Raw genomic sequence first — 24,693 nt, 5'->3', positions numbered from 1 at the left:
TCACATCTTCTTTGTGGATGCATTTTTCGTTGTTATCAGAATCACACCGTCTTTTCCTCTCTCTCCATATAATTTTACTGAAGATTCATCCTTCAACACAGATATAGATTCAATAATATTGGGATTCAACTTATCTATAGCATCATCCTTTGTCTGCTCCACTCCGTCAATAATAATGAGCGGCTTCTCTTTTCCAACGTGTCCGTTCCTGATATGAAGATTTATTCCTCCAGGCAGACGATCAGACAACCGACCATAACCGACCACCTTTACATCGTCCTCTTTTATTTTACCGGAAGCAATAGCACCCTTAGTAACGACTGAGATCACACCTTGCTTGTCCGAAGCATTATATTTAGCCAGGATTTCTTCACTCTTATCTTTTGGACTCATACTGAAACTATGAATGTTCTCCGGACTCACTTTATCCAGCTCCTCATAAGTAGCCACTTCATTATCAATCAGGATCAGGTTACGAGACATCTCTACTCTCTGTTTGATATTTCTCATCCTATCTTCAGCGTCTTTCGAGAAATTATCCAGTTGTTGTTGCATAGCCTCCAGCGGATTTTCCGTTTTCTCTTTTTCCTGTATAACAGAGTCCTTATTTACCCTCGTTTCCGTCTTTATTACTTTTACCACTTGAGGGGCAGATGCCACAACCTCTTTTACGGCAGGTTTTTCTACAGGGGCAGGGACAATCTCGACTACCGGTTCAGCTTTTTTAGGTTCGATAACTTCCTTAAGCGGAACAATTTCGCTAATTTTGGCACTTGAAATCTTTCCCAGTTCACGAGAGATTTCGGGACGGGCAAAAGCTACAACCGCTACAGCTGTCAGCGGAAGTACATAGAGATACTTTAATCTCGCCCACGGATTCGATTTTCGTTTTAACATCATAGTAATTCGTTTTTTTAGTTTACTGTGATTAAAGCTGTTGGCCATAGAAGTGAAGCGCTGTGAACCAACAGCTTTTTTTATTAATAATAATTGATATTGCTTCGCATCGACGCCGTGATTGATCACACTTTCATCAGCCTCGTATTCATGAATATTCTCCAATTCCTGTTTTAGTAACCAGACAGCAGGATTGAACCATTGAAGAATGACGCAAAAGCTACAGATCAGCATATCGACAGAGTGACGGGCACGGATATGCGCCATCTCATGCGTCAGTATCTCTTCGCCGCTTTCATCCATATCTTTTTGCGAAATGACGATGTATCCCATCCAGCTGAACGGACATACAGTATCATCCGTAACCACCAGTTTGCTACCGTCGGGAAGCACCTGCTTCTCTCCCATCCCGATCATCCGGCATATGCGGATTGTCGAATAAAGGACGCGGGCAAAGAAGAAAACACAGCCTACCAGATAAACTACAAACAGTAACGGAAGCCAGAATGACTGAGAGGTCTGTACCTGTATCTCTGTCTGCATTTGCGCCATCTGTAAGAGATATTCCAGATTCTGCAAGGGGCGCTGTATAGCAACCGGTTCATCGGTCATTATACGGATAAATGGAATGGCAACGGAAAGAATGATTACCCCTAACAAGGCAATCCTGTTAAAGCGGTGAAATGTTTCACGACTTAACAACAGTCTGTAGAACAGATAAAAAACTGCCAGACAGACAGACGATTTAAGGATATAAACAAAGAAGTCTCCCATAATTGTCAGTTTTTATTACCTTGTTCCACTTCGTCCAACAACTTCCGAAGTTCATCCACAGAGATATCTTCCTCCTTAATCAGGGAAGAAACAACGCCCAGATAAGAGTTATTGAAATATTTGGCAATAACATTCTTCAATGTACCTTTGCTGTACTCTGTCTCACTAACGGCGGCATAATACTGATAAGTATTGCCGAAAGTGTTATGTGAAAGGAATCCTTTATCCTCCAATCCCCGGACAATCGTCGATAATGTATTGAAATGAGGTTTAGGTTCCTCATAATATTCCAGCAGTTGTTTTACAAAAAGAGGGCCTTTCTCCCAGAAATAACCCATGATCTCTTCTTCTTTTGCAGTCAGTCGTTTCATAATTCCTGTTGTTTCGGGCAAAGTAACTAAATGTTTTAGTTTGAAAACTAAATTACTTAGTTAATAAACTAAAAGAGGTCGTTTTTCTTCCTCTTCTTCCTTTTTTATGGATTATTTTTCTCTATCTATGTTCCATTTTTATGGTCGGAGATCTTAACCCCTTCTGTTATTTCATCCGCGAGGAACCAAATAACAATGTCTATTTATGCAAAAAGAGGCTCCTGCATCGAATGCAGGAGCCTCTTGGCTTTTTATCGTTTCGGAATATCCACCGACTTATCCGAATCTCCCAGCAAATGCTCTGAGAAGTAATCGACCATACGCCAGTAAAAATATTCGTCCATATCGCCAAAACCGTGACGCTGTTGCGGTAGCAGCAGCAAGTCGAAACGTTTGTTGGCACGGATTAGTCCGTCTACCACACGCATCGTATTGCCAGGGTGGACGTTGTTGTCGATATCTCCGTGAACCAGCAGCAGATGTCCTTTTAACTGTTTGGCCAGTTCGGGATTGCTCTTGATACTATAGGTAAATGTCGTATCGCCTTTTTCAGATACCACTTCTTTTACGCCATGATGCGTTTCACTCCACCAACGGTTATAAATCTTATTATCATGGTTACCGGCACAAGATACGGCCACCTTGAAGAAATCAGGATATTGCAGGATAGCTGCGGTCGACATAAAACCACCACCCGAGTGTCCGTGAATACCGACACGGTGGATATCAATGTACTTATATTTATCCGCCAACTGGATAATAGCAGCTTTCTGATCAGCCAGTCCATAATCACGCAGATTTCCGTATCCGAAGTTATGATACCATTTCGAACGGCTCGGATGGCCGCCGCGGTTACCGACTGATACGACAATAAAGCCAGCCTGTGCCAGACGGTCGGTACGGACACTCATACGGGTAAACGGATAGCGTGTCGCTTCAACCTGCGGACCTGGATAAACGTAGTCGATAATAGGATATACTGCTGTCGAATCGAAATTGAAAGGCTTATACATGACACCGTAAAGATCCGTCACACCATCGGCAGCTTTTACTTTGAACGGTTCCGGGAACTGGTAACCGGCAGCAAACAATTGCGAGAAGTCGCTTTCTTCCAGTTCCATCACTTTACGACCGGTGTTATCCAACAGATCCGATTTCGGAACAGTGTTGATACGGGAATAATTATGGACGATGAATTGGGCGTTATCATCTACACGGACATCATGGAAATAATCGCCGGCAGAAACCATCTGCAAACCGCTTCCGTCAAGGTTAGCCCGATAGAGATGTTCGTAGTACGGATTCTCCCCTTTTTCTCTTCCGTTGGCAAGGAAATAGACAACGCGTTTGGCTTCATCGACCTTCACGATCTGGTCTACATGCCAGGGGCCTGATGTGATGCGGTTCTTCAGATTACCTTTGTCGTCATAAAGATACAGATGCGCCCAACCGTCGCGTTCGCTCCAATGGATCAGTTCTTTTCCGTTATTAACGGCGGCCAGCGGGCGGAGTTCGATATAAGTATTCATACGTTCTTCGATAATCGGACGGATAGAATCTTCACCGATCGTATAAGTACAGACGTCAATGCGATGCAGATCACGGCTGGAACGGGTAACGAAGAAGCGGTTATTGTCACCCAACCAAATACTGGGCAGTTCTTTCATATCACGCTGTTTATGCAGGCGGGGCTGGTAGGCCATACGTATTGTCTGGTCTTTGAATGCTTGCGTATTGATCTCTTTGTAAGAGTCGTTACTCATATCAAACAGATACAGATGACTGACAGGAGCTTCCTTTTCGCCCGGCATCTGGTATTTATAAGTCTCTAATGTCGGTCGCGGAGTGGCCATAGCATTGATCACCCACAGGTCTTTCACCTCGCGGCTATCTGAAATAGAAATTGCAAAATGACGGGAGTCGGGCGACCATAACAGATAACCCGGGTTCTTCCTTTTACCGTTACATAAGGTATCTGTATTCAGAAGACTGTATGGCTGACCAAAACCGAAGTCTTTTACACCGGTTGTCGTCAGTTGTATCTCTGTGACCGTACTGTCTTTATCATCTTTCTTCAGTTTCTCATAATCTTCACGCGACATACGATATAGATTCAGGTCTTTGGCATAGACCACCGTTTTACCGTCCGGTGAGATAGAGGCCCAGTTTGGATATTCCGTATCCTTCTTTTTGTCTGCCAGATAGGTCAGTTTACGTGTCGGATAGTCATAGGAGAAATAGAATACCTCCTTTTTCGTCTTTTTGTCTTTATCCGTGCTGTCCTTTTTGGCGTCTTGTGAAGAGGTGATTTGGAAAGTAAAAGTACGTCCGTCCTCTCCCGTCTCCAATTTCTGAATAGGCAATTGTTGAGCCGTATACGGATCCTTAACGATCTCCGTCAATTCGGCCGCGAGCTTATCCTGATCGAACAAAGGACGTTTCGTCTTTGCGGAAGGATCAACCACATACCAGACATTGCCATTTCCTGTTTTATATTCATACCAGAAGCAGTTCCCCGCCTTAAACCAATGCGGGTCCACCGAAGTGGAAAACAGCATAGTCGATAATTTATTACCCGCAAAACGTTCAGCCTGCGTATAACCCGGTAGCGGATCGTCTGCCGAAGAGACTTGTGCCTTCATGCCTTGAGCTAGAAGAAGTCCTGACATTAAAAAAAATAGATGTAAATGTTTTCTCATGTTTATATTTTTTATTCAGCATTATTTATTTCTCGTTTTAATTCATTCAGTAATTGCTTTTCAGAAGGCAAATATAGTTGGTATTTGCTAGCTAAAACAGTCGTATTATCTTTGGGTAAAGAATATTTCACCACAGTATCATTTTTATCAGCACATAATAATATACCAATTGTCGGATTCTCGTCCGGAAGCTTTTCTTCACGGTCATAATAATTAACATACATTTGCAACTGACCTAGATCTTCATGTGTAATCTTTCTTGTTTTCAGCTCTATTACTACAAAACATCGTAATAATCGATTGTAAAAAACAAGATCAAGAAAGAATTCATCATCCTCTAAAAGAATCCGTTTCTGTCGTGCGACAAACGAAAAACCATTCCCTAACTCAAGCAAAAAAAACTGCAAATTCGTGATTAATGCACTTTCCAAATCTTTTTCATAATAAGCCGCTTCCCGTTTTAATCCCCAAAACTCCAAAACCATTGGATCTTTTATTATTTCCATCGGAGATTCAGGCATTCGCTCTTTGCGTGCAACAGCTAATACAGCCTCTTTATCATTACTTAATAAAAGACGTTCATAAAGTCCGGAGTTTATCTGGCGCTCCAATTCACGTTTTGTCCATCCGTTATTGACCGACTCTAATTGATAATAAAGTCTTTTGTCAATATCGGATATAGATATAAGCAATTTATATTGAGACCAATTCAAATGCGAACACAATGTATTCGCATTTGGATACTCACGATAAAATTGGCGACAAAGTTCCAGTTGTCGGACCGAAAAACCGCTTCCATATTCCGGAATCAACTCTTTTGATAAATTCTTTAAAAGATATGTTCCATAATCAGCTCGTTCTTTACCTTGTTGTTCTTCTTCCAGGATCCGTTTACCTATAGACCAATACATTTGTACCCGGCAATAATCGACACTTCGTATCGCATTATTTCTGGATTGACTGATAATATCTTTTATTTCAGATAAAAACTCACTCCTTAATGTTATATTTATATTCTTCATGAATTCTTCCGATTATATTGTTTTGATTCAATCCACACAAATGTATGCAAATATACCGAACTCTTAACTTATAACAACAAAAATCCTCTGCAATTATCAGCAATACTGATAATCACAGAGGACTATTTATGATTAAATACTAAATGATTATACCGGAAGAGTTCCGCCGATCAGGATAACAACCAGCAAAGCAAGGATTGCATACAACTCAGGGAATACGGCCATAACCATTGTTGCACCGAATACGTTGTGACCAGCACCTACACCGGCGATACCGTTTGCACAAACTTCTGCCTGACGGATAGAAGAGAACAAACCTGCAAAACCTAATACCAGACCTGCACCGAAGATAGCTGTCGCATTCAACATTGTAATGCTGTCAACCAGGAATTTCTGCATCATGAAATAACCTACGAATCCGTACAAACCCTGTGAAGAAGGCAACGCACTTAATGCGATATAAGTACCCAGTGCATCCGGGTTCTTCTTCATTGCTCCTACTACTGCGTTACCGCAGATTGTTACACCATAACTACTGCCGATAAAGGTTAAACCTGTCATCAACGCAATACCCAGATAAGCTAATAAAATTGGTTCCATAATGAAATTTGTTTGTTTAATTATTCTTTTGTTATTATTTAAATCACGTTTTGTTTATGCTTTCTTAAAAGGTTCGTACGCCTTACCACCGCCTTCGAACTCTGCATTCTTATAATACTCCACGAAGATCAGACGAAGCGGGTGAACCAGCGAACTGATGGTACACAGACCGATGTTGATCGCATGGCCGACCAAAAGGATCAGCAGCATACAAATCACACGTAATACTATGTTCAGGCCTTCTGTCATATCCACAGCCAGCGAATTGAATACGCCACCCAGAATCGCACCGGTCAGACCGATCGCGAACAGACGGATATAAGACAAAGTATCACCCAACAGCCCGGAAGCCATATTGTAGGTATTCCAAAGACCTGTACCGAAATTCAGGAAGATATTCTTGCCCGGTGTATTGTAAAGGAAAGCGACCAGCAAGCCAAGCCCGGCTATTACCAGGAATACATTCTTCACCATTTCCGGCAACTGTACATTCAGCATCGGCAAGCCGAATACCAGACACAATGCCAGGATAATGAACACCCATGCCAGCGGTGCAATACCATATTTCTTCCCTTTCTGAGACATGATCTTCAGCGCAGCAATTGTCTTTCCGAACAGGATCTGCACCAATCCGATAATGATAGAGAACGTCATCAGATTATCGCTCGATACAAAGTAGTCTTTTACCGAAGTAAAAGCAGGTATGTCGACCAAAGCGATACCGAAGAACGAACCTGTACATGTACCGACGATCAGTGCCGCCAATCCGAGATACTGGAACAGGCTCAGGAACGGCTTGAAGTCAGGATTAACTTTCCGTTTCAGGATCGTACAGACAAGCATTACCAGTAACCCGTATCCGCCGTCACCGAAACAAAGTCCGAAGAACAGCATAAAGAACGGTGCAAAGAACGGTGTCGGGTCGAACTCGCCATAGTTAGGCAAAGAGAACATTCTCGTGATCGGCTCGTATAGTTTGGCAAACTTTCCGTTCTTCAACAGGATAGGCACCTTGTCACCTTCTTCTATCTCCTGTGCCTGATAGAAGTAATTATCCTTTTCCAGCGCTTCTTCCATTACCTGGGCTTTCTCGGTCGGAACCCAACCTTCCAGCAACATCAGCTTCTCTCCTGCCTGACGGTCTGTCTGCACCAATACATTCGACAGATTAAACTCGTTTTGCAGGTTCTTATCGAACAGGTCAAGCGTATTATAATCTGTTGCCGCCAGTTTTTTTATTTCGGCATCCAATGCTTTCATTTCCTGCTGCAACAGATCCAGACGCGCATTCAGTTTCTGCAAACCTCTGTCCGGCATCTTCGGGCGTTCCGCATCTATATCAATCGGAGTTCCGACTTTCGTTATAGTAAGGAAATAAGTAACCGACTGGAAATTGTTGATCAGCACAGCATTGTACTCATCTCCCCATTTCGGTTCATACTTAGCGGTCGGACAAGTCCAGAACGTAATATCATATCCGGCCTTCTTCAAACGATTGAAGTTAGCCCAACTGAAATCACCCCAGATCTCCATATAGGCAATATCTTTTTCAAGAGATGCCTTTACAGACTGAAGCTGCACTTTCTTGTCCTGCAATTCTTCTATCTTCTGCAACAATTTCAAGCCGGCTTTCTTATCCAGCTCACGAGCCGGTGCCAATTGAACATCTTTAGTTGCTGCATTCAATCCCTTGAAATAGCGCATCAACAGATTGATACGTTTACGCAAGGCAAGAATATCCTGAAGTTCCGCATTATCGAGAATAGATTTATTTTCCTTCACATGCACAACACCCAATTCGCGTAACTGTGCCAGGAACGTATCATATTCCTTATGATATACCATAAAGGCATATTTGCTCATCTTTACTATCATACGCCAGCCTCCTCTTTATGTTCTTCTTTCGCTTTACGCTTTTCCTGGTTAGCCCGCATGATCTTCTGTGACGACTTGGAGAGGCTCTCTTCGTCCTCCATAAACCGTTTCACTTTCCGGATCGCATCTTTATAGCCGGGGATCTGTACCTTCTCAAAAAGGTTCACCTTTTGAGTAGTCTTCTTCCTGGCATGCTCCAACAACTCCAGCTTCATTCCCGAAAACTCTGCTTCTATTCCGGTACGCGCCAACTGCTTCAGCAGTTCGACACCATCGGTAAACCAGGCGGGGGAATTAAAGAGACTGTAATGTCCGATCTCGAACTGTATCTCGTTGAGGACAGGAACAATCACCCCGGCGATTTTCTTCGTCGTGAGCGTCACATCCTTTACAGCGATCAGTTCGGGAGAGAACTCATTCCACAAAGCCACCATATTTTCATAGCTCTGTATCTCCTGTTCCAGCTGAAGTTCCAATTTCGTCACTTCATCCTTGGTCCGCTTCACTTCGATACGCAACGCACTTTCCTTGCTCTTGATTGTAGGCAAGGAACGCTCGCGCATCTTCAGTTGCTTTTCCAGTTGCTGAAGAGAGGTTTTATTATATTGAAACTTTATTGCCATAATTATTTCTTCCAGTATTTGTCTACCAACTCTTGCTTGATATTCACTTCAGCCGGCTTGAAGTATTCGCCGAACAAGCCCCATGCCACGTCGAGCATTTCGGTCGTGTCGAGGTTTACATCGATAGCCAGCAGCTTTTCTGAATAATCCTTTGCAAAAGAAAGCGTACGGTTGTCGTAGTCTGTCAAGTCGAAACCGTTCTCCATCTTTGTCTTTGCGTTGGCAGCATCGGCATACAGACGGACGGCGGCGTTCATCACCTGCGGGTGGTCTTCGCGTGTCTTCTTTCCTGTTACCAGCTGTTTTAGACGTGACAAGCTTCGGAACGGGTCGACGATCACTTTACCGACATCACTATCGCGGCGCAGGTATAACTGACCTTCGGTGATATAACCGGTATTATCAGGCACAGCGTGCGTGATATCGCCACCCGACAAGGTTGTTACCGCAATAATGGTGATAGAACCACCGGCAGGGAACTGTACTGCTTTTTCGTAGATCTTTGCCAAATCGGAATACAACGAACCCGGCATAGAGTCCTTCGAAGGAATCTGATCCATACGGTTCGATACGATTGCCAGAGCATCCGCATAATTGGTCATGTCGGTCAACAGTACCAATACCTTTTCGTTCTTCTGTACAGCGAAGTATTCAGCCGCACAAAGTGCCATATCCGGAATAAGGATACGTTCTACGGACGGGTCTTCGGTTGTATTGATAAAGCTCACGATACGGTCGAGTGCACCAGCGTTGCTAAATGTATTTTTAAAGAACAGGTAGTCATCGTTGGTCATACCCATACCGCCCAGGATAATCTTATCCGATTGGGCACGCAGGGCTACCATTGCCATTACCTGGTTGAAAGGCTGATCAGGGTCAGCGAAGAACGGGATCTTCTGACCGGTTACTAACGTGTTATTCAGGTCAATACCGGCGATACCCGTAGCGATCAGTTCAGACGGCTGCTTACGACGTACCGGGTTTACCGACGGACCGCCGATCTCCACTTCCGTTCCTTCGGGGATAGGGCCACCGTCGATCGGATCGCCATACGCGTTAAAGAAACGTCCGGCCAACTGGTCACCTACTTTCAGCGTAGGTGCCTTGCCCATGAATACTACTTCGGCATTCGTACGGATACCTTCCGTACCGGAGAACACCTGCAACGTAACCTCGTCGCCGATGATCTTCACCACCTGTGCCAGCTTGCCGTCTACGGAAGCCAGCTCGTCATACCCAACTCCCGTTGCTTTCAGCGAACAGGTAGCTTTCGTGATCTGGGTAATCTTCGTATATATTTTTTGAAATGCTTTTGTTGCCATACGTTCTGTTATTTTTCCATGCGCTCTGCGAGTAGGGCGTCAAGTTGATCGTTGAACTTCTTAAACTGGTCGCTTTCATATTCGGAATAGTTCATCTGCTTGAAGACGTTGATCATCTGTTTGAAATATTCCATTACTTCGAGGAAGGTGTCGAAACGGAATTCCGCATGACAGATCTTCACCACCTTATCCAGCATAAATTCCTGACGGGCCAGCGGTGTCACAGCATCGATCGCATCGAAAGCATCCTGTTGCAGGATCACGAAGTCGATCAATTCTGACTTCCAGAAAGTAACATGGTATTCCACCGGTACACCGTCATCACCCAGGATGTTGATCTGCTCAGCGATTTCCTTACCACGCAGCATACGGGTCTTGATCTCGTTTACCTTATCGATCCATTCCGGAGAGATATGTTTGGCGATATATTCCTGAAATTCGGGATATTCCAGATATTTCGAATAACTGTCGATCGGGTTCACAGCCGGATAACGTTTACGGTCGGCACGCTCCTGCTCCAAAGCGTAGAAGCAGCGGGCAACTTTCTTCGTATTTTCTGTTACCGGTTCCTTCAGGTTACCACCGGCCGGGGATACCGTACCGATAAAGGTTACCGAACCTGTCTTTCCATTGTTCAATTCAACGAAACCTGCACGGGCATAGAAGTTTGCCACGATAGCAGATAAGTCCATCGGGAACGCATCCGGTCCGGGAAGTTCTTCCAGACGGTTGGACATCTCACGCAACGCCTGTGCCCAACGGGAAGTGGAGTCGGCCATCAGCAACACTTTCAATCCCATGCTACGATAGTATTCTGCCAATGTCATCGCTGTATATACAGATGCTTCACGGGCAGCTACAGGCATGTTTGAAGTATTAGCGATAATGATGGTACGTTCCATCAACTTACGTCCTGTATGCGGGTCGATCAGTTCGGGGAACTCGGTGAAGATTTCCACAACCTCATTCGCACGTTCACCGCAGGCAGCGATAATAACGATATCGGCTTCGGCCTGTTTGGAGATAGCGTGCTGAAGCACGGTCTTACCCGTACCGAACGGACCGGGGATAAATCCCGTACCGCCTTCTACGATCGGGTTTACCGTATCGATCGTACGAACACCTGTTTCCAACAGTTTGTAAGGACGCGGTTTTTCTTTGTAACAGGTAACAGCCCTTTTCACAGGCCAACGCTGTATCATATTCACATCGATATCCTTACCATCTTCGTCAGTCAGAACAGCAATCGTCTGATTAATGGTATATTGTCCGGCTTCCACCAGGCTCTTTACGGTATAAGTTCCTTTAAACGTGAAAGGCACCATGATCTTGTGCGGCTGGAAGTTTTCATCCACTTCGCCCAACCAGTCACCTGCGGCCACCTGATCACCCACTTTCGCCAGCGGTTTGAAGTCCCACAATTTATCGTTATCCAGTGCAAATGTATATTCACCACGTTTCAGGAACACGCCGTCCATTTTATCCAGGTCATTCTGCAAACCGTCGTAGTTACGCGACAGCATACCCGGCCCCAATGTTACTTCAAGCATGTGCCCTTCAAACTCGGCTTCGTCACCTACACGCATCCCACGTGTACTTTCAAATACCTGAACAAAGGCATCCTTCCCTATTACTTTAATAACCTCCGCCATCAGCTTCACGCCTCCTACGGAAATGTAACAGATTTCATTTTGAGAAACCGGCCCATCCACCTCTACGGTTACCAGGTTGGATACGATTCCTTTTACAATTCCTTTCGTAGCCATAATTATTTATTATTGTTTCTTTTAAATTCTTCCAACGCATTCTCACTACCATGCTTCATTGCTCCTACTATTTCGCGGAAGGTCTTCTCGCCCGTCACCTTATCCAAGGTAACCCAGCGTTCGATCATTTCCAGCTTCAGCAAGTAGGCGAACACACTTTCTATGTCGAAAGTTTTGAAGAACGTATTATCGTCCAGCCATTTCCATTTCAGCAAATCCACTTTCTTTTCGCGGGCCATCAGGTCCGGTTCTTCGGCAATGCGTTGCAGGTCGGGCAGGTAGTCCACCGTATCTCCCAGTCCGAAGTCACGGGCATTGGAAGTACGGATAGCTTCGGCCACCTCGTTGTGTCCCACTATATAGTCTGCTTTATCAAATCCATACTTACGGCAGGTAATAGCAGTCAGCATGTTATTAATATTGAGGTTCAGTTCAAACCAGTTACGGATAAAGCCGTTGCTACATTTCATTGCATAGTCGTAATAAAGGGCTGCCAGGCGGTCCTCCCAGGAGATCGTCTGTTTTTCCTCTTTTTTCAGGCTATCCAGATACAGTTTGAAGAACTCGATGAAATAAGGAGGGATCCGTTTGTTCTTCGGCGGTTTCTCACCATCTTTCAGAGCATCAAACAGACTTTTGTACTCGTCGTATGTAATACTTCCCTTCTCGTCCGGGTCAAAGTCCGGATATTTAGAGAAAGCCAGCAGGTTCTTATTATCGAATTTGAGGAAAAACAAGTCTACCAGCTTCTTATCACGGGACGTAAGAATGCCGTCCAGTTCCTTTCTGAAGTCAGAAACGGAATAGGTCAGTTTACTATCATCCAATGATATATTAGGGAGTCCGGCAATCAGACAGTAGTATTTACTCATATCAGAACAACATTTCTACCAGCCCGGGACGCAGGAATTCTTTGAAGAATGCAACAAATTCGTCTTCCCCGAAACTTACTTTATAAGAACCGTCGGCAGGAACAATAGTAAAGCTAGCATTCTTTCCGCTTACTTTCTCGATCTTTACGCCGCCGTCCAGCAATGATTTGGCATTTGCCTCGAAATATTTGGTCAATGCGTCCGCATCGGCAGTCTGGATCGTGATCGCTTCTTTCTTAGCCCATTCTTTAGCCATTTCCAGAATAACTTTCTGCATGAAAGCGGTATCAGAAACGATCGCTTTTACATTCGAGGAAGTAATCTTTCCGGTTATAAGGTTCACAACTTCGCTCTTCAGCGCTTCTACGGCCTGGGTAGCGAACAGCTTCAATTCGGCTTCTGTATTTTTCTTCAGCTCGGCAGCCTGTTTTTGTGCCGCTGCAACAATACGTTTTGCTTCCGCTTCCGCTTCGCTGACAATCGCTTGTTTCTGAGCATTTGCATCGGCAATGATCCGTCCGGCTTCTTCGTTCCCCTTCTCTACTCCTTCTTTGTAGATCTTGTCGGTCAGTTCCTGAATCTTTGTATCCATTTTATAATATATTTATTAAGTTGTATTTCTCTCGGAAATTAAACGCCCACAAAGTTATTCTTTTTCGTGAATAATCATTGAAATAAATGTAAAATCAATCTAAAAAATGAAACACTATAAATTAATTTTTAATTTTGTTGGTCTAAAAATCGCATTATATGTTCTCAATTAGAAAAGCTACTACAGACGACTGTCTGCTAATCAGAAACTTGGCATCCCAAATATGGGAGCCGACTTACGGTTCTATCCTCTCCCGTGAGCAACTCGACTATATGTTTGAGATGATGTATGCCCCGGAAAGTATCCTCAATCAGATGGACGAACTTCATCATGAGTTCTTTATCATTTACAAGGACGGAGAACCTTCCGGATACCTGTCTATCGAAACAGTTGAGAAAGACTTGTACGAGTTCCAAAAAATCTATTCGCTTCCTTCTTTACATGGTTCTGGCATCGGACGTTTTATCATCGAACAGGGAGTTGCTTACCTGAAGACAATCCATCCCGGACCGTTTACCGTCGAACTGAATGTGAACCGCGAGAACCCGGCTATCGGTTTCTATAAACATATGGGATTCCATAAACATGCAACACGCGATTTTCATATCGGGAACGGTTATTATATGAATGATTATATTATGCGGATGGAAGTGACAAACTAGAGAAAAACTTACTTAGTAAGTAAACTTTATTTCCTTTAACTCCATTACGGCTTCCACACCTTTCCGGCAAGCCAATATAAATACTTGAATTCCATGAAACACTTCATCACAATCGCATGCCTTTTGATTTGCATAACAACTAACGGCATTTTCGCACAAACAAGTGTAAACAGGTTAGACAGTATCCTTCCTGTCAGAGGATTGGCAATAGCAGCCCCATCTGTGCAGAAAATGGATGTTTTCCTGAAATTTATCGAAGAAGAACTTGCTCCCGGACATTTCAACCTGCTCATTCTCCGGGTTGACTGGAATTATGCCTACGAGTCTCATCCGGAACTGCGTGATCCCAATCCGCTTACACGTCAAGATGTAAAACGAATTGTCGCAACCTGCCGGAAACATAACATACGGATAGCACCGCAGATAAACCTGCTCGGGCATCAGTCATGGGCAGAAACAACTTATGCCCTGCTCCGCGAATATCCGGAATTTGACGAGACACCGCATGTAGATACGAAAAACTATACCGGATGGCCTAACCCGGACGGTTTATACTGCAAAAGTTACTGCCCTCTTCACCCCGATGTGCATAAAGTTGTATTCGCTTTGGTCGACGAACTGACGGACGCATTTGAAACCGATCTGTTTCATGCCGGCATGGATGAAGTTTTCTATATCGGAGATGATAAATGTCCTCGTTGCAGCGGGCACGATAAAGCAGAATTATATGCCGGAGAGGTGACCAAAATACAAAATCATCTGGCTCAACAGGGAAAACGGTTAATGATATGGGGCGATCGCCTGATAGATGGCAAAACAACCGGTATCGGTGCCTGGGAAGCAAGTATGAACAATACGTATCGTGCCATCGACCTTATCCCGAAAGAAGTTTTCATTTGCGACTGGCATTACGAACGTCCGGAACAAACGGCTGTCTATTTTGCCATGAAAGGATTTGACGTCGCCACTTGTCCCTGGCGAAAACCGGAAGTTGCCCTCAAACAGTTGGATGATATGAAACGTTTCCGCCAGCAATCCGGTTCTCAAATGAGCAACCGTTTCCAGGGTATTATTGAGACTGTATGGTCAGGAGCCGACAGTTTTCTGGAAAACTATTACAAACCGGAAAGTGAGCAGCAGGATGTATCGGATGTGGTCACTATCAAAAAACTGATTGGCGCCTATAAGTCGATGAGCAAATAAAAGAAATCCTCTCAGAAAATAAATATCCGTGTACTGAGCATTCTCACATACACGGATATTTTTTATTTTATAATACTTTTATAACAGATCCGAAGCCAACTCAGACAACTGGCTACGTTCACCCTTGATCAGGTTGATATGGGCAAACAACTCCTGCCCTTTCATCTTGTCGACCATATAGGCCAGACCATTACTCTGGGCATCCAGATACGGCGAGTCGATCTGCTGGATATCACCGGTAAATACCATCTTTGTTCCTTCTCCGGCACGGGTAATGATCGTCTTGATCTCATGCGGAGTCAGATTCTGGGCTTCATCAATAATACAGAATGTTTCCGACAAACTACGTCCGCGAATAAAGGCCAACGCCTCGATGACCAACTGATTATTCTTTTGTAAATCATCTATTTTACGGACATCCTGGCTTCCGGGAGCAAACTGGTTCTTTATCACATTCAGATTATCGAACAGAGGCTGCATATAAGGAGCTACTTTCTGTTTTTCGTCTCCCGGCAGGAATCCGATATCCTTATTTGCCAACGCCACAATCGGACGAGCCAGCAAGATTTGCTTATAAAGTCCGGCTTGTTTAAGTGCGGCAGCCAGTGCCAGCAAGGTCTTACCTGTTCCGGCTTTACCCGTCAGTCCAACCAGTTTCACGTCCGGATCATTCAAAATTTCAAAAGCAAAACTTTGTTCCGCATTACGGGGTTGAATGCCATAATTAGAACTCTTTTCCACCTTCTTTATCTTTCCTGTAAACGGATTATAACGAGCTAAAACAGAAGCCCGTATACTCTTCAATATAAAGCATTCGTTCGGTTCGAGTTTAGATTTGAATTCGAACAAATCCGCATCCAGTCCGTCAGGGGTTGAATAGATCTTATCGATCAGATCAGGATCTATATTTTCATAGGTATCCTGAGCACGTTCAAAGATATCGACATTGATTACCTTATCCGTGATGTAGTCTTCCACCTGAATACCCAATGCACGGGCTTTCATACGCAGGTTGACATCTTTCGTAACCAGGATAGTCTGCATCTTAGGCGTCTTTTCTGCAACGGAAAGCGTGCAGGATAAGATACGGTGGTCAGGCGTCCTGTCCGGGAAAGACAAAGCTATCTTTTCCTGGTATTTGTCACCTGTTACGACATGTAATGTTCCCAAACCCGGTCCCAACGAGGCACCTTTCAAAAAGAGATCGTTACTGGTCATCAGATCCAGCTCGCGCACAAATTCACGGGCATTATAATTAATCTGGTCGCTCCCCTTTTTAAATTTATCCAACTCTTCCAACACGACGATAGGAAGATAGATATCATTCTCCTGAAAATTTTCGATACACTTGTAGTCATGCAAGATAACGTTGGTATCCAATACAAAATTCTTCTTTGCTCCCATGATCTTTCGATTTAAAGATTATCGCTTCTAAGTTAAAAACATTTTTGGAACTTGTTTGGTTTAAAACGGAAAATAAATGCGTCGGACCAATTTATTCTAGTTTTGTACGAATTTCATAATCGGTTAAAAATCAGGAGTTAAACAAAATGCCTGAAGGTTGTCACGTCTTACGCGCTCATATTCAATACTTTACACCACATCCTGCCTGAAGGCTGTCAATTCCCTACATTATATATAAGAATAAATAAAAAGGATTTTATTTTTTTGTAACCTTCCGGCTCTGAAAAAACAATTGTATTCAAACACAAAAACAATTGTATTTGCATTCAAAAACAGTTGTATTTGTAACCGAAAACAATTGTTTTTTTGAATAAAAGAAAAAAGTCCCTTTATGTGCCCGTTGAGTCCCGTTGGGAGCCATTGGGTTCTTTTATAAAATAGGCTTGCCTATCTTTACATCGTATTCATTGGCAACGAAAGGTTCATAAGATGCCGGGATAATTAATCTCGTTATGTATCTTTGTACCGAAGATCTGATTTTTAATAACAAAATAACCTAAGATGTATGATTTTTAATACTAAGAAACTCAAAATTACGTCATTACTGCTATTAGCGGCGACACTTTCTTTCGGACAGAGCAATATTTCGGCTTTATTGCCTCTGCCTAATCAAATCGAACAGATGACAGGTAAAAAGAATTTCGTCCTTACTCCCCGGACAACCGTTAAAACCAATCTGCCCAAACAAGCATTTTGTTTATTTGAACTACAGCGTATTCTGGGCGAACGAACCGGGCAGGTTGCCGACATCGGTACTCCTTCCACATCCGGTAATTCTGTTATCGAGATAGAGCTCGACCCTTCAATAAAAGGAAAAGAACACTACACGCTGGATATTTCAGAAAAGAAACTATCGATCAAAGGAAGCAGCCATGTTGCCCTCTTTTACGGACTGAAAACACTGGATCAGATATTACTGGGAGATGTATGCAACACAGCGAACAATCAAATCGCTCCTATCCGTATTGACGACGAACCCCGCTATAATTACCGGGCATTGATGCTTGACCCTGCCCGGCACTTTCTTCCTGTAGAAGATGTAAAATTCTATATTGACCAGATGGCAAAATACAAATACAATGTTTTGCAGTTACATCTGACTGATGATCAGGGATGGCGTGTTGAAATCAAAAAACACCCCGGACTGACAGAGATCGGGGCATTCCGCAATCCGAAGACCGGCTCCAACGGGCCCGACAATGGTTTCTATAAACAAGAACAACTGAAAGACCTCATCAAATACGCAGCCGACAGAAATGTAGAAATCATTCCCGAACTGGATATCCCCGGTCACACGGTGGCAGTTTTGGCTACTTATCCGGAACTGGGATGTACACACACCGATACGATTCAGAAAATAATGGGGCAAACAGTCGATCTGATGCTTTGTGCCAATAATGACAAAGTATATACCGTTTATGACGATATCATCAAAGAAATAGCCGATATATTCCCTTCCTCCAAAATCCATTTAGGAGGAGACGAAGCTGTTATCGAAAAGAACTGGACCAAATGCACTCACTGTCAGGATTTAATGAAACAACTGGGTTACACCAAAGAATCGCAGTTAATGAATTATTTCTTCGATAAAATACTGGCATCTGTCCGTAAATACGGAAAAGAACCGATGTTATGGTGCGAGCTGGATAATATCCGTATGCCGGCCAATGAATACCTGTTCGATTATCCCAAAGACGCCACACTGATCACCTGGCGTGCCGGATTAACTCCCAAATGTATCGAACTAACTGCAAAACATGGTAATCCGTTAATCATGGCTCCGGGTGAATATACTTATCTGGATTATCCGCAACTAAAAGGCGACCTTCCGGAGTTCAACAACTGGGGAATGCCTGTCACCACGCTGGAAACCTCTTACCAATTCGATCCTGGATATGGACTGCCTGCCACTCAACAGACACACATTATAGGAGTTACCGGGACATTATGGGGAGAAGCGATAAAAGACATTAACCGCGCAACCTATATGACCTACCCGCGTGGTCTGGCCTTGGCCGAAGCCGGATGGACACAGATGGAACACCGGAGCTGGGATTCCTTTAAGGAACGAATGTATCCGAATCTGATGAATCTGATGAAACATGGTGTATTTGTCAGGGTTCCGTTCGAGATAGTTCCGAGATAAAATAAAAAGCGTAGGCAAGTTATTCTTTATAAATCACTTCCAGAACAGTTTGACCGACAGCTTTCAAGGTCGTCTGGTCTATGTTATCCAGATTATCATCATGTGTATGCCAGTAAGTACCAAAGCGGTGTGAACTTTCCGGGTCATAGTTTATAATATCGATACAGGGTATATTACGTCCTCTGATGACAAAGGTATGGTCGTCAAGCACACCGCCTCCCGGTTCATTAAAGAAGAACTTGCCATAGCCGAGATTGCGCGCAGCCTCCCAAACCTTCTCCACAATCTGAGAAGCATATTCCATGGAAGTTGCTTCCTTGAAGAAGGTTGCATTACGACTCCCCACCATATCAAGTAATATCCCATAATCCGCCCGATAATTAGTCACATGGGGATTGGCAGACCAATACTGTGAACCAAGACACCAACTCTCTTCCGGACTGTTTTCAGTTATAAAACGGGGAGTACCATAATCTTCTGCATCGAAAAATATAACATCGATACCAATATTCGGATTCTGACCGCCTAACTGACGACATATTTCCAGCAGGACACCTACTCCACTGGCCCCATCATCCGCACCGTCAATGGGAACACGCCATTTGTCAGGATTTGGATCATGGTCGGCATAGGGACGCGTATCCCAATGCGCAAAAAGCAGAATACGCCGGGGATTATCCGGATTATATGACCCGATAATATTACGGGCATTCAAACGGTCACCGTTATAAGCAGTAAGCATTGCTTCCTGTACCTGCACCGCTGCCCCAAAACGTTTCAGACCTGCAATCAGATAATCACTGCAATGACGATGTGCCTCCGTATTCGGTACACGTGGTCCGAAAGCAACTTGTTCGACAATATAGGAATAAGCACTATCCGCATTGAAATCGGGAACAGAAACCGCCAATCCGGGCTTTTCCTCTCCCTCTGAAACATTTCCAGTATTCTTATTTTTACATGAGAACCCACCGATAATAATGAGCAGAAAGAGAGAGGCCGCTAAACTGTTTATTCGCATAATTTTAAAGGATTAAGCTTGTTTGACCACAAAGCTATAAATTATATCCCAAAATCAAAATCATAACTTACAAAACAACGATATCAATAGCGGAACGCTAATCTCCAGAATGATTCCATGAATAATAGCAATGGGGACAATCCCTTTTCCCGAATACCTGCTGATAACGGGCAGACAGACATCCATCGAGTTGATGCCGGCAACAGACACCGGAGCAAACTTCCCGAACAAAGAGGCATAAACCGGCGCACCGAATAAAGCCATCATCTCCCGGATAATATTAGCCAGTAAAGCAATAGTTCCCAACTGTGTGGCAATCTCTATTCCGGCAGAAGCCTCCTTGAACTGTACAATCAGCAACGACGATAAAGAATAGTAAGCAAACCCACTTCCAACCGCCATACAATCATATACATTCCAGGTCTTCAGCAGCACACTTGCTATCGCTGAGAAAAGCAATGTGCCTAATATCGTAAACAATGGCAGTAAAAGACTGGACAACCGTACGCTCCGCAGCATGGCTCCCATCTCTCCGTTAGAACCTATATTCAAGCCGACCTGGATAATAAGCGCATACAATAACCATGTCGGTAGTTTTGTACAATAGGCAGCCAATTCCTCCCCCCCGAACATTCCACAAAGTATCCCAGCAAAAAAGCAACATATAACAATCAGATTACTTTTCATCACCGTCTCCTTTCTCTGATAAAAATTTATATGCAATATAAGAGGCCAACAGGCTTCCCAGTACACCGCAACCAGCCAGCAACGCCGCCTGCAAACCAAAATCACCAATATTATCCACTAAGGTTTTGTTTGCCCCGATAGTAATGCCGAAAACAAATAACATGGCGAATATGGTATAAGAGATTGTATTTTCCAATTTCCTTAAACTGTGAGCACGACGGAACAGATAGCCCGCACCTGTCCCTATGCATAACAGGCATAAAACTATAAACATATGTATAATCAATTTAACACGGACGAATAAGGATTCTCCCGCGATACGTTATTAATAAAAATGAATGGTTATAAAAACTCCGGAAAACTGATGCCGGAGAAGAAAGGAAATATTATTTAGATAAAACCACTGAACCAATGGACATGCACAACAGGAATACCACACGTCACGAGGGCATTCTGTTTCTTTATATCATTTATTGTATAAATTTTATTCATATTCAAATGCTTTGTCCAATTCGGGCGCAAAGATAAAAACAAAATTTCAATATACCAAATTGATACCCACAGCAGGTCTATAAAGCAGATTCTCATGTGTCCGGCTATCAAAATGACAAGCCGGACACATGAGATTTTAGAATGAACAGGACTACCGATATTATTTTCCAAACCGGGAAGTATCCACCTTATCATGCTCTTTACTCTTATACCCTCCGAATTTCCAGATGAAGGAAACAGTCAGGCAACGGGTATCGTCAATCTTAGTCAGGCGGCTGTATTGGTTTGCCTGATTAATTTCGATTTTATTAGGAAGATTGCTCCGGAAGATATTGTCACATTTCAGAAGAACCGTTGCCTTGTCATTGGCAAACTGCCATTTCAAACCGGCTGAAACATTATAAACAGAACCCAAATCGTAGATTCCCTGCACGGCTCCGGTGATATAATAACCGTTCAAATCCAATTTCAGATTCGGACGTGACTTTGACAAAGTAAATGTATTATTCAGGAAGAACTGCCCCAGGTATTTACTATTATCAAAAGAAATATCATTAAAATGGTCCAGCTTCTGTTGCATCCGGATGCCCTGTGCCGTAAACTGGCTGTTCATGAATTCACCGATGCGGAACGGGATAACAGCTCCTACTCCTGCAACCAGGTTATAATCCATATTCTCGTAACGGAACACATTCTTCAGTTCCGTTGAACTCTGATAAGGCAACTGGGCAAAATAATCCGGTTCATACTGGGCAAAAACCATGAAAGTATATTTTTGCTTCAGGATATAAAGCAGCTGCCCCTGATAGGAACGGTAAGGCTTCAAAGCCGGATTACCCATTACTACGGAATAAGAGTTTATGGGGGTAGCCTGCGGTGTAATCTCCCAATAAGACGGATATGTTTTATTGCTGTTCACATTCAGCTGCAAAATATGCTGCGGTGTAAACAGATAACTCAACGAGGCATTCGGGAAGAAGGTCCAATCATTCCAAAGTGTCGATTTCTTGCCGTTGGAAGTATAGTCCGATTTAAAATATTCTCCTTTCAAAGAAGCTGTTGCCGAGAAATGTTCTCCGAAATTTTTGGATACTTCAGCAAAGACATTGGCTGTATATTCTTTCTGCAAATTGTTCTCCAGTAAATCCGGGTCCGGTTCGTAACCATTCCCTTTATTATACAGATAATCGATATAGGTCTTTGAGGAAGTGTAACCACCGTGGACACCATAATTCAGTGTCCACCCGGTGGCAAAAGTGTGTGTATGGTTGGCAAATAACGCCCATTGTGAAATATCCTGTTTGGAATTGTTCTGCATATCAGTCAGCGTTTCCTCACCACGATTCTCCAGAAAATTCTGGAAAGAAGGCGAATGGTAGTTGGTAAAATCCATTCCGGCTGTAACACCGCTATGACCGTCATATTGTAAGCGGATATTGTGCAGAGTAATCTTATCTTCTCCGGAAGTCCGACTGAAACGCTCTTCTTCCGGGACAGAGTTTTCAGGTGTAGAAAAGGAGGTATTGGCTGTCCGGTTCTTTTTCACCCTATTGCCTCCTAAGGAATAGGCTGCCGACAACTTATCTTCATTTTTGAATTTATAGTCCAGCCCCAATCGGATATCTCCACTGTTTATATGACCGTTTCCTCGTCCGAATTGATGGATTTCCGTCACTCCTGTTTCCAGGGTATGCCTTGCCATAATATCTTCCCCCTCGAAATAACGTCCTTTATTACCATTCACCAGAAAGTCTACGGTCAGGTCAGGAGTCGAATACAACAAATTGGCATGTGCCTTGCCCGAAGCATAATGTCTTTGGAGATAATCGACGCCAACTTCTCCCTGTAAGGCTGTGCTGTCAGTTGTCCCCTTGTCCAGAATCACATTGATTACCGCGCCTCTGATATTATGCGTTGTACATCACTTCTACATTTTTCACCCGTGAAGAAGGGATACTTTTCAGCATGGTTATCAGCTGGTCTACCGACATAGTTGTCAACTGCCCGTTCAGAATGATTTGCGGGGAACCGGCTCCCAGTAACTGTATCTCATCCGAGCCGCCGATAATACCCGGCAATTGTTTTACAACTTCAAAGGCATTACTGACCGATTTATCTTTCATCAATTGGGGAACATCATATTTCAAAGCCCCGTTCTCTACTTTCACCTGCGGACGCTCCGCCTTAACAACCACGCCATCCAGTTCATAGTTTTTAGAAGTCAGCCGGACAGTTCCGGCATCTTCCCCGGATACCTCCAACTGGAATGGTTCATATAATAGATGTTGGAATAAAAGCCGGCATGTCTGTTCCGCCGCATGGTCCAGGTTAAAACTACCCAGACTGTCCGTTACCACCGCATCCACATAAATCGAATCCAATGTCTGGAGAACAACGGCTACGCCGTCAACCGGATTATTCTCCATATCCGTCACTCTCCCATGAATCAAACCATTCTGAGCCATCATCATCCCGTTACCACCAATCAGGATAAGTATCACATAGTAAAGTATTCTTTTCATATCCGTTTGCTTTATCAGTTCCTATACTGCAAAGAAAAGAGGTTATGTCAAGAAACTATGTTATCGTTGGCTTATGAAGTGTTATTTAGTCTTATCGGAATAGTAACGATTTCATAGTTTTGCACTGATTTTCATGGCTCTTTTTAGAGAGAAAAACAGTATTTTTATCACTTAAAAAAAGCAGTGTAATTATGGAAGAAAAAAAGTCGACATTCACCGTGCTATTCTATTTAAAAAAGAACGCACCTAAAAAAGATGGAACTGTACCTATCATGATACGTATCACAGTTGATGGTGCAGACAAAACAAGAAGTGCAAAACTTAGTGTTGATCCCGCACGATGGGATAAGGTTAAGATGAGAGTAAAGGGAAAAGACAGTTATGCGCAACAAATTAATAATGTCCTTGATCAATGGATGCGTAACATTGGAGCCAAATACGATAAGATATTCCATCGTGAAGGCTATGTTTCTGCTGAGAAAGTTGATAATGCAGTGATGGGAGTTGATATTGCTAAAAACACACTTCTAAAACTATTCAAAGAGCATAATGAAGAATTTGAAAAGAAAGTCGGCAAGTAAATCAAGACGAGATAGTAATCGGCTCAAGATGCCTAAATGGTTGGTTATGATGTCGAAAGGAAAATTCAACCAGGGAAGGTTGGGTACCGATTAGATGTTTAAAGCAATCTATTGAATCATTGTAGAATAAGCATTGCCGAAATGATAGAATAATACCGAATTTGTAGATTATTACTACAAGAAGACTATATATTACGTAATCATCAGAATTAAAAAAAGAACTAAAAGATAAAATTCAGGATTAACTATTAGAACAAATTGGATTAATGATTAGGCTATTAAATAGAATTAGCAGATTGATTCATTTTTACACTTATTGATATGACATATGAGATTACCTTTGCAAAAACAATAAGTACATTGAAATGATACGATTACAAAATCATTACTGTCCCGTAAAAGTGGATAAATAGTTCTTTGAAATAATTGAAATATAGTCTATTAGATACTACTTTTTAGGCGCGACGATTTGAAATCATACCTTTGAGGTCAATTAAGGTGA

Annotated in this window: 21 protein-coding genes; 4 read left to right on the top strand and 17 right to left on the bottom strand. The window is 43.1% G+C overall.

Annotation, left to right across the window (positions count from 1 at the left end):
- The 11 genes from NBH15_RS09390 to NBH15_RS09340 form a co-directional block, all read right to left on the bottom strand.
- Positions 1–1,671: a M56 family metallopeptidase gene (locus NBH15_RS09390; protein WP_250822541.1), complete on the bottom strand. Its 1,671-nt coding sequence runs from the start codon at positions 1,669–1,671 to the stop codon at positions 1–3.
- Positions 1,672–1,676: 5 nt separating this feature from the next.
- Positions 1,677–2,042 carry a BlaI/MecI/CopY family transcriptional regulator gene (locus NBH15_RS09385; protein ID WP_044246236.1) on the bottom strand — a complete coding sequence of 122 codons (366 nt, stop codon included), beginning with the start codon at positions 2,040–2,042 and terminating at the stop codon, positions 1,677–1,679.
- Between the two features lie 251 nt (positions 2,043–2,293).
- The gene (locus NBH15_RS09380) at positions 2,294–4,741 is read right to left on the bottom strand and encodes a S9 family peptidase (protein ID WP_250822540.1); all 2,448 of its coding nucleotides are present in this window, start codon (positions 4,739–4,741) and stop codon (positions 2,294–2,296) included.
- Positions 4,742–4,752: 11 nt separating this feature from the next.
- Positions 4,753–5,763 (bottom strand): PDDEXK nuclease domain-containing protein, encoded by a 1,011-nt coding sequence (locus NBH15_RS09375; RefSeq protein WP_250822539.1) that lies wholly within the window; start codon positions 5,761–5,763, stop codon positions 4,753–4,755.
- A gap of 147 nt (positions 5,764–5,910) precedes the next feature.
- The gene (locus NBH15_RS09370; RefSeq protein ID WP_005644070.1) at positions 5,911–6,363 is read right to left on the bottom strand and encodes an ATP synthase subunit C-like protein; all 453 of its coding nucleotides are present in this window, start codon (positions 6,361–6,363) and stop codon (positions 5,911–5,913) included.
- Positions 6,364–6,417: 54 nt separating this feature from the next.
- Complete coding sequence (locus NBH15_RS09365; protein WP_250822538.1) at positions 6,418–8,238, bottom strand: V-type ATP synthase subunit I; 1,821 nt, start codon at positions 8,236–8,238, stop codon at positions 6,418–6,420.
- Positions 8,235–8,861, bottom strand: a complete 627-nt coding sequence (locus NBH15_RS09360) for a V-type ATP synthase subunit D (RefSeq protein WP_007656319.1) — start codon at positions 8,859–8,861, stop codon at positions 8,235–8,237. Before NBH15_RS09360 ends, NBH15_RS09365 begins: the two co-directional genes overlap by 4 nt.
- Positions 8,862–8,863: 2 nt before the next feature.
- Complete coding sequence (locus tag NBH15_RS09355) at positions 8,864–10,183, bottom strand: V-type ATP synthase subunit B (RefSeq protein WP_007656318.1); 1,320 nt, start codon at positions 10,181–10,183, stop codon at positions 8,864–8,866.
- 8 nt (positions 10,184–10,191) lie between these two features.
- Positions 10,192–11,949 (bottom strand): V-type ATP synthase subunit A, encoded by a 1,758-nt coding sequence (locus NBH15_RS09350; protein ID WP_224265109.1) that lies wholly within the window; start codon positions 11,947–11,949, stop codon positions 10,192–10,194.
- Positions 11,950–11,951: 2 nt separating this feature from the next.
- A complete protein-coding gene (locus NBH15_RS09345) occupies positions 11,952–12,821 on the bottom strand; it encodes a DUF2764 domain-containing protein (protein ID WP_250822537.1) in 870 nt (289 codons plus the stop codon).
- 1 nt (position 12,822) lies between these two features.
- Positions 12,823–13,413, bottom strand: coding sequence for a hypothetical protein (locus NBH15_RS09340; RefSeq protein WP_250822536.1), 591 nt, complete (start codon positions 13,411–13,413; stop codon positions 12,823–12,825).
- A gap of 158 nt (positions 13,414–13,571) precedes the next feature.
- On the opposite strand from NBH15_RS09340, the gene NBH15_RS09335 reads away from it, so the two are divergent.
- Positions 13,572–14,075, top strand: coding sequence for a GNAT family N-acetyltransferase (locus NBH15_RS09335; protein ID WP_250822535.1), 504 nt, complete (start codon positions 13,572–13,574; stop codon positions 14,073–14,075).
- Positions 14,076–14,168: 93 nt separating this feature from the next.
- Positions 14,169–15,278, top strand: a complete 1,110-nt coding sequence (locus NBH15_RS09330; RefSeq protein ID WP_250822534.1) for a family 20 glycosylhydrolase — start codon at positions 14,169–14,171, stop codon at positions 15,276–15,278.
- A 78-nt stretch (positions 15,279–15,356) separates the two neighbouring features.
- On the opposite strand, the gene NBH15_RS09325 is transcribed toward NBH15_RS09330, so the two are convergent.
- Positions 15,357–16,682: a PhoH family protein gene (locus tag NBH15_RS09325; protein WP_007656311.1), complete on the bottom strand. Its 1,326-nt coding sequence runs from the start codon at positions 16,680–16,682 to the stop codon at positions 15,357–15,359.
- Positions 16,683–17,247: 565 nt separating this feature from the next.
- On the opposite strand from NBH15_RS09325, the gene NBH15_RS09320 reads away from it, so the two are divergent.
- Positions 17,248–18,888, top strand: a complete 1,641-nt coding sequence (locus NBH15_RS09320; RefSeq protein ID WP_250822533.1) for a beta-N-acetylhexosaminidase — start codon at positions 17,248–17,250, stop codon at positions 18,886–18,888.
- A gap of 19 nt (positions 18,889–18,907) precedes the next feature.
- Here the strand turns inward: NBH15_RS09320 and NBH15_RS09315 are convergent, their stop codons facing one another.
- The 5 genes from NBH15_RS09315 to NBH15_RS09295 form a co-directional block, all read right to left on the bottom strand.
- Positions 18,908–19,909 carry a M28 family peptidase gene (locus NBH15_RS09315; RefSeq protein ID WP_250822532.1) on the bottom strand — a complete coding sequence of 334 codons (1,002 nt, stop codon included), beginning with the start codon at positions 19,907–19,909 and terminating at the stop codon, positions 18,908–18,910.
- Between the two features lie 60 nt (positions 19,910–19,969).
- A complete protein-coding gene (locus NBH15_RS09310) occupies positions 19,970–20,596 on the bottom strand; it encodes a LysO family transporter (RefSeq protein WP_046147028.1) in 627 nt (208 codons plus the stop codon).
- Positions 20,586–20,870, bottom strand: coding sequence for a LysO family transporter (locus tag NBH15_RS09305; protein WP_046147027.1), 285 nt, complete (start codon positions 20,868–20,870; stop codon positions 20,586–20,588). Before NBH15_RS09305 ends, NBH15_RS09310 begins: the two co-directional genes overlap by 11 nt.
- Positions 20,871–21,248: 378 nt before the next feature.
- Positions 21,249–22,973, bottom strand: coding sequence for an outer membrane beta-barrel family protein (locus NBH15_RS09300; RefSeq protein WP_250822531.1), 1,725 nt, complete (start codon positions 22,971–22,973; stop codon positions 21,249–21,251).
- Positions 22,974–22,995: 22 nt separating this feature from the next.
- The gene (locus NBH15_RS09295; RefSeq protein ID WP_250822530.1) at positions 22,996–23,610 is read right to left on the bottom strand and encodes a carboxypeptidase regulatory-like domain-containing protein; all 615 of its coding nucleotides are present in this window, start codon (positions 23,608–23,610) and stop codon (positions 22,996–22,998) included.
- Between the two features lie 191 nt (positions 23,611–23,801).
- Between NBH15_RS09295 and NBH15_RS09290 the strand changes: the two genes are divergently transcribed.
- Complete coding sequence (locus tag NBH15_RS09290) at positions 23,802–24,191, top strand: Arm DNA-binding domain-containing protein (RefSeq protein ID WP_128135344.1); 390 nt, start codon at positions 23,802–23,804, stop codon at positions 24,189–24,191.
- The last annotated feature ends 502 nt before the right edge of the window (positions 24,192–24,693 follow it).

Source organism: Parabacteroides caeci (assembly GCF_023656795.1).
Classification (GTDB): Bacteria; Bacteroidota; Bacteroidia; order Bacteroidales; family Tannerellaceae; genus Parabacteroides; species Parabacteroides segnis.
Note: the sequence above shows the minus strand (reverse complement) of the source record. Positions and strands in the feature narration are given on the sequence as shown.

Coding starts and splice junctions, on each gene's coding strand:
- NBH15_RS09295 (WP_250822530.1), bottom strand. CDS start 23,610: ATGAAAAGAATACTTTACTATGTGATACTTATCCTGATTGGTGGTAAC.
- NBH15_RS09320 (WP_250822533.1), top strand. CDS start 17,248: ATGATTTTTAATACTAAGAAACTCAAAATTACGTCATTACTGCTATTA.
- NBH15_RS09355 (WP_007656318.1), bottom strand. CDS start 10,183: ATGGCAACAAAAGCATTTCAAAAAATATATACGAAGATTACCCAGATC.
- NBH15_RS09370 (WP_005644070.1), bottom strand. CDS start 6,363: ATGGAACCAATTTTATTAGCTTATCTGGGTATTGCGTTGATGACAGGT.
- NBH15_RS09315 (WP_250822532.1), bottom strand. CDS start 19,909: ATGCGAATAAACAGTTTAGCGGCCTCTCTCTTTCTGCTCATTATTATC.
- NBH15_RS09385 (WP_044246236.1), bottom strand. CDS start 2,042: ATGAAACGACTGACTGCAAAAGAAGAAGAGATCATGGGTTATTTCTGG.
- NBH15_RS09375 (WP_250822539.1), bottom strand. CDS start 5,763: ATGAAGAATATAAATATAACATTAAGGAGTGAGTTTTTATCTGAAATA.
- NBH15_RS09335 (WP_250822535.1), top strand. CDS start 13,572: ATGTTCTCAATTAGAAAAGCTACTACAGACGACTGTCTGCTAATCAGA.
- NBH15_RS09345 (WP_250822537.1), bottom strand. CDS start 12,821: ATGAGTAAATACTACTGTCTGATTGCCGGACTCCCTAATATATCATTG.
- NBH15_RS09290 (WP_128135344.1), top strand. CDS start 23,802: ATGGAAGAAAAAAAGTCGACATTCACCGTGCTATTCTATTTAAAAAAG.
- NBH15_RS09350 (WP_224265109.1), bottom strand. CDS start 11,949: ATGGCTACGAAAGGAATTGTAAAAGGAATCGTATCCAACCTGGTAACC.
- NBH15_RS09365 (WP_250822538.1), bottom strand. CDS start 8,238: ATGATAGTAAAGATGAGCAAATATGCCTTTATGGTATATCATAAGGAA.
- NBH15_RS09360 (WP_007656319.1), bottom strand. CDS start 8,861: ATGGCAATAAAGTTTCAATATAATAAAACCTCTCTTCAGCAACTGGAA.
- NBH15_RS09330 (WP_250822534.1), top strand. CDS start 14,169: ATGAAACACTTCATCACAATCGCATGCCTTTTGATTTGCATAACAACT.
- NBH15_RS09340 (WP_250822536.1), bottom strand. CDS start 13,413: ATGGATACAAAGATTCAGGAACTGACCGACAAGATCTACAAAGAAGGA.
- NBH15_RS09390 (WP_250822541.1), bottom strand. CDS start 1,671: ATGGGAGACTTCTTTGTTTATATCCTTAAATCGTCTGTCTGTCTGGCA.
- NBH15_RS09380 (WP_250822540.1), bottom strand. CDS start 4,741: ATGAGAAAACATTTACATCTATTTTTTTTAATGTCAGGACTTCTTCTA.
- NBH15_RS09325 (WP_007656311.1), bottom strand. CDS start 16,682: ATGGGAGCAAAGAAGAATTTTGTATTGGATACCAACGTTATCTTGCAT.
- NBH15_RS09310 (WP_046147028.1), bottom strand. CDS start 20,596: ATGAAAAGTAATCTGATTGTTATATGTTGCTTTTTTGCTGGGATACTT.
- NBH15_RS09305 (WP_046147027.1), bottom strand. CDS start 20,870: ATGTTTATAGTTTTATGCCTGTTATGCATAGGGACAGGTGCGGGCTAT.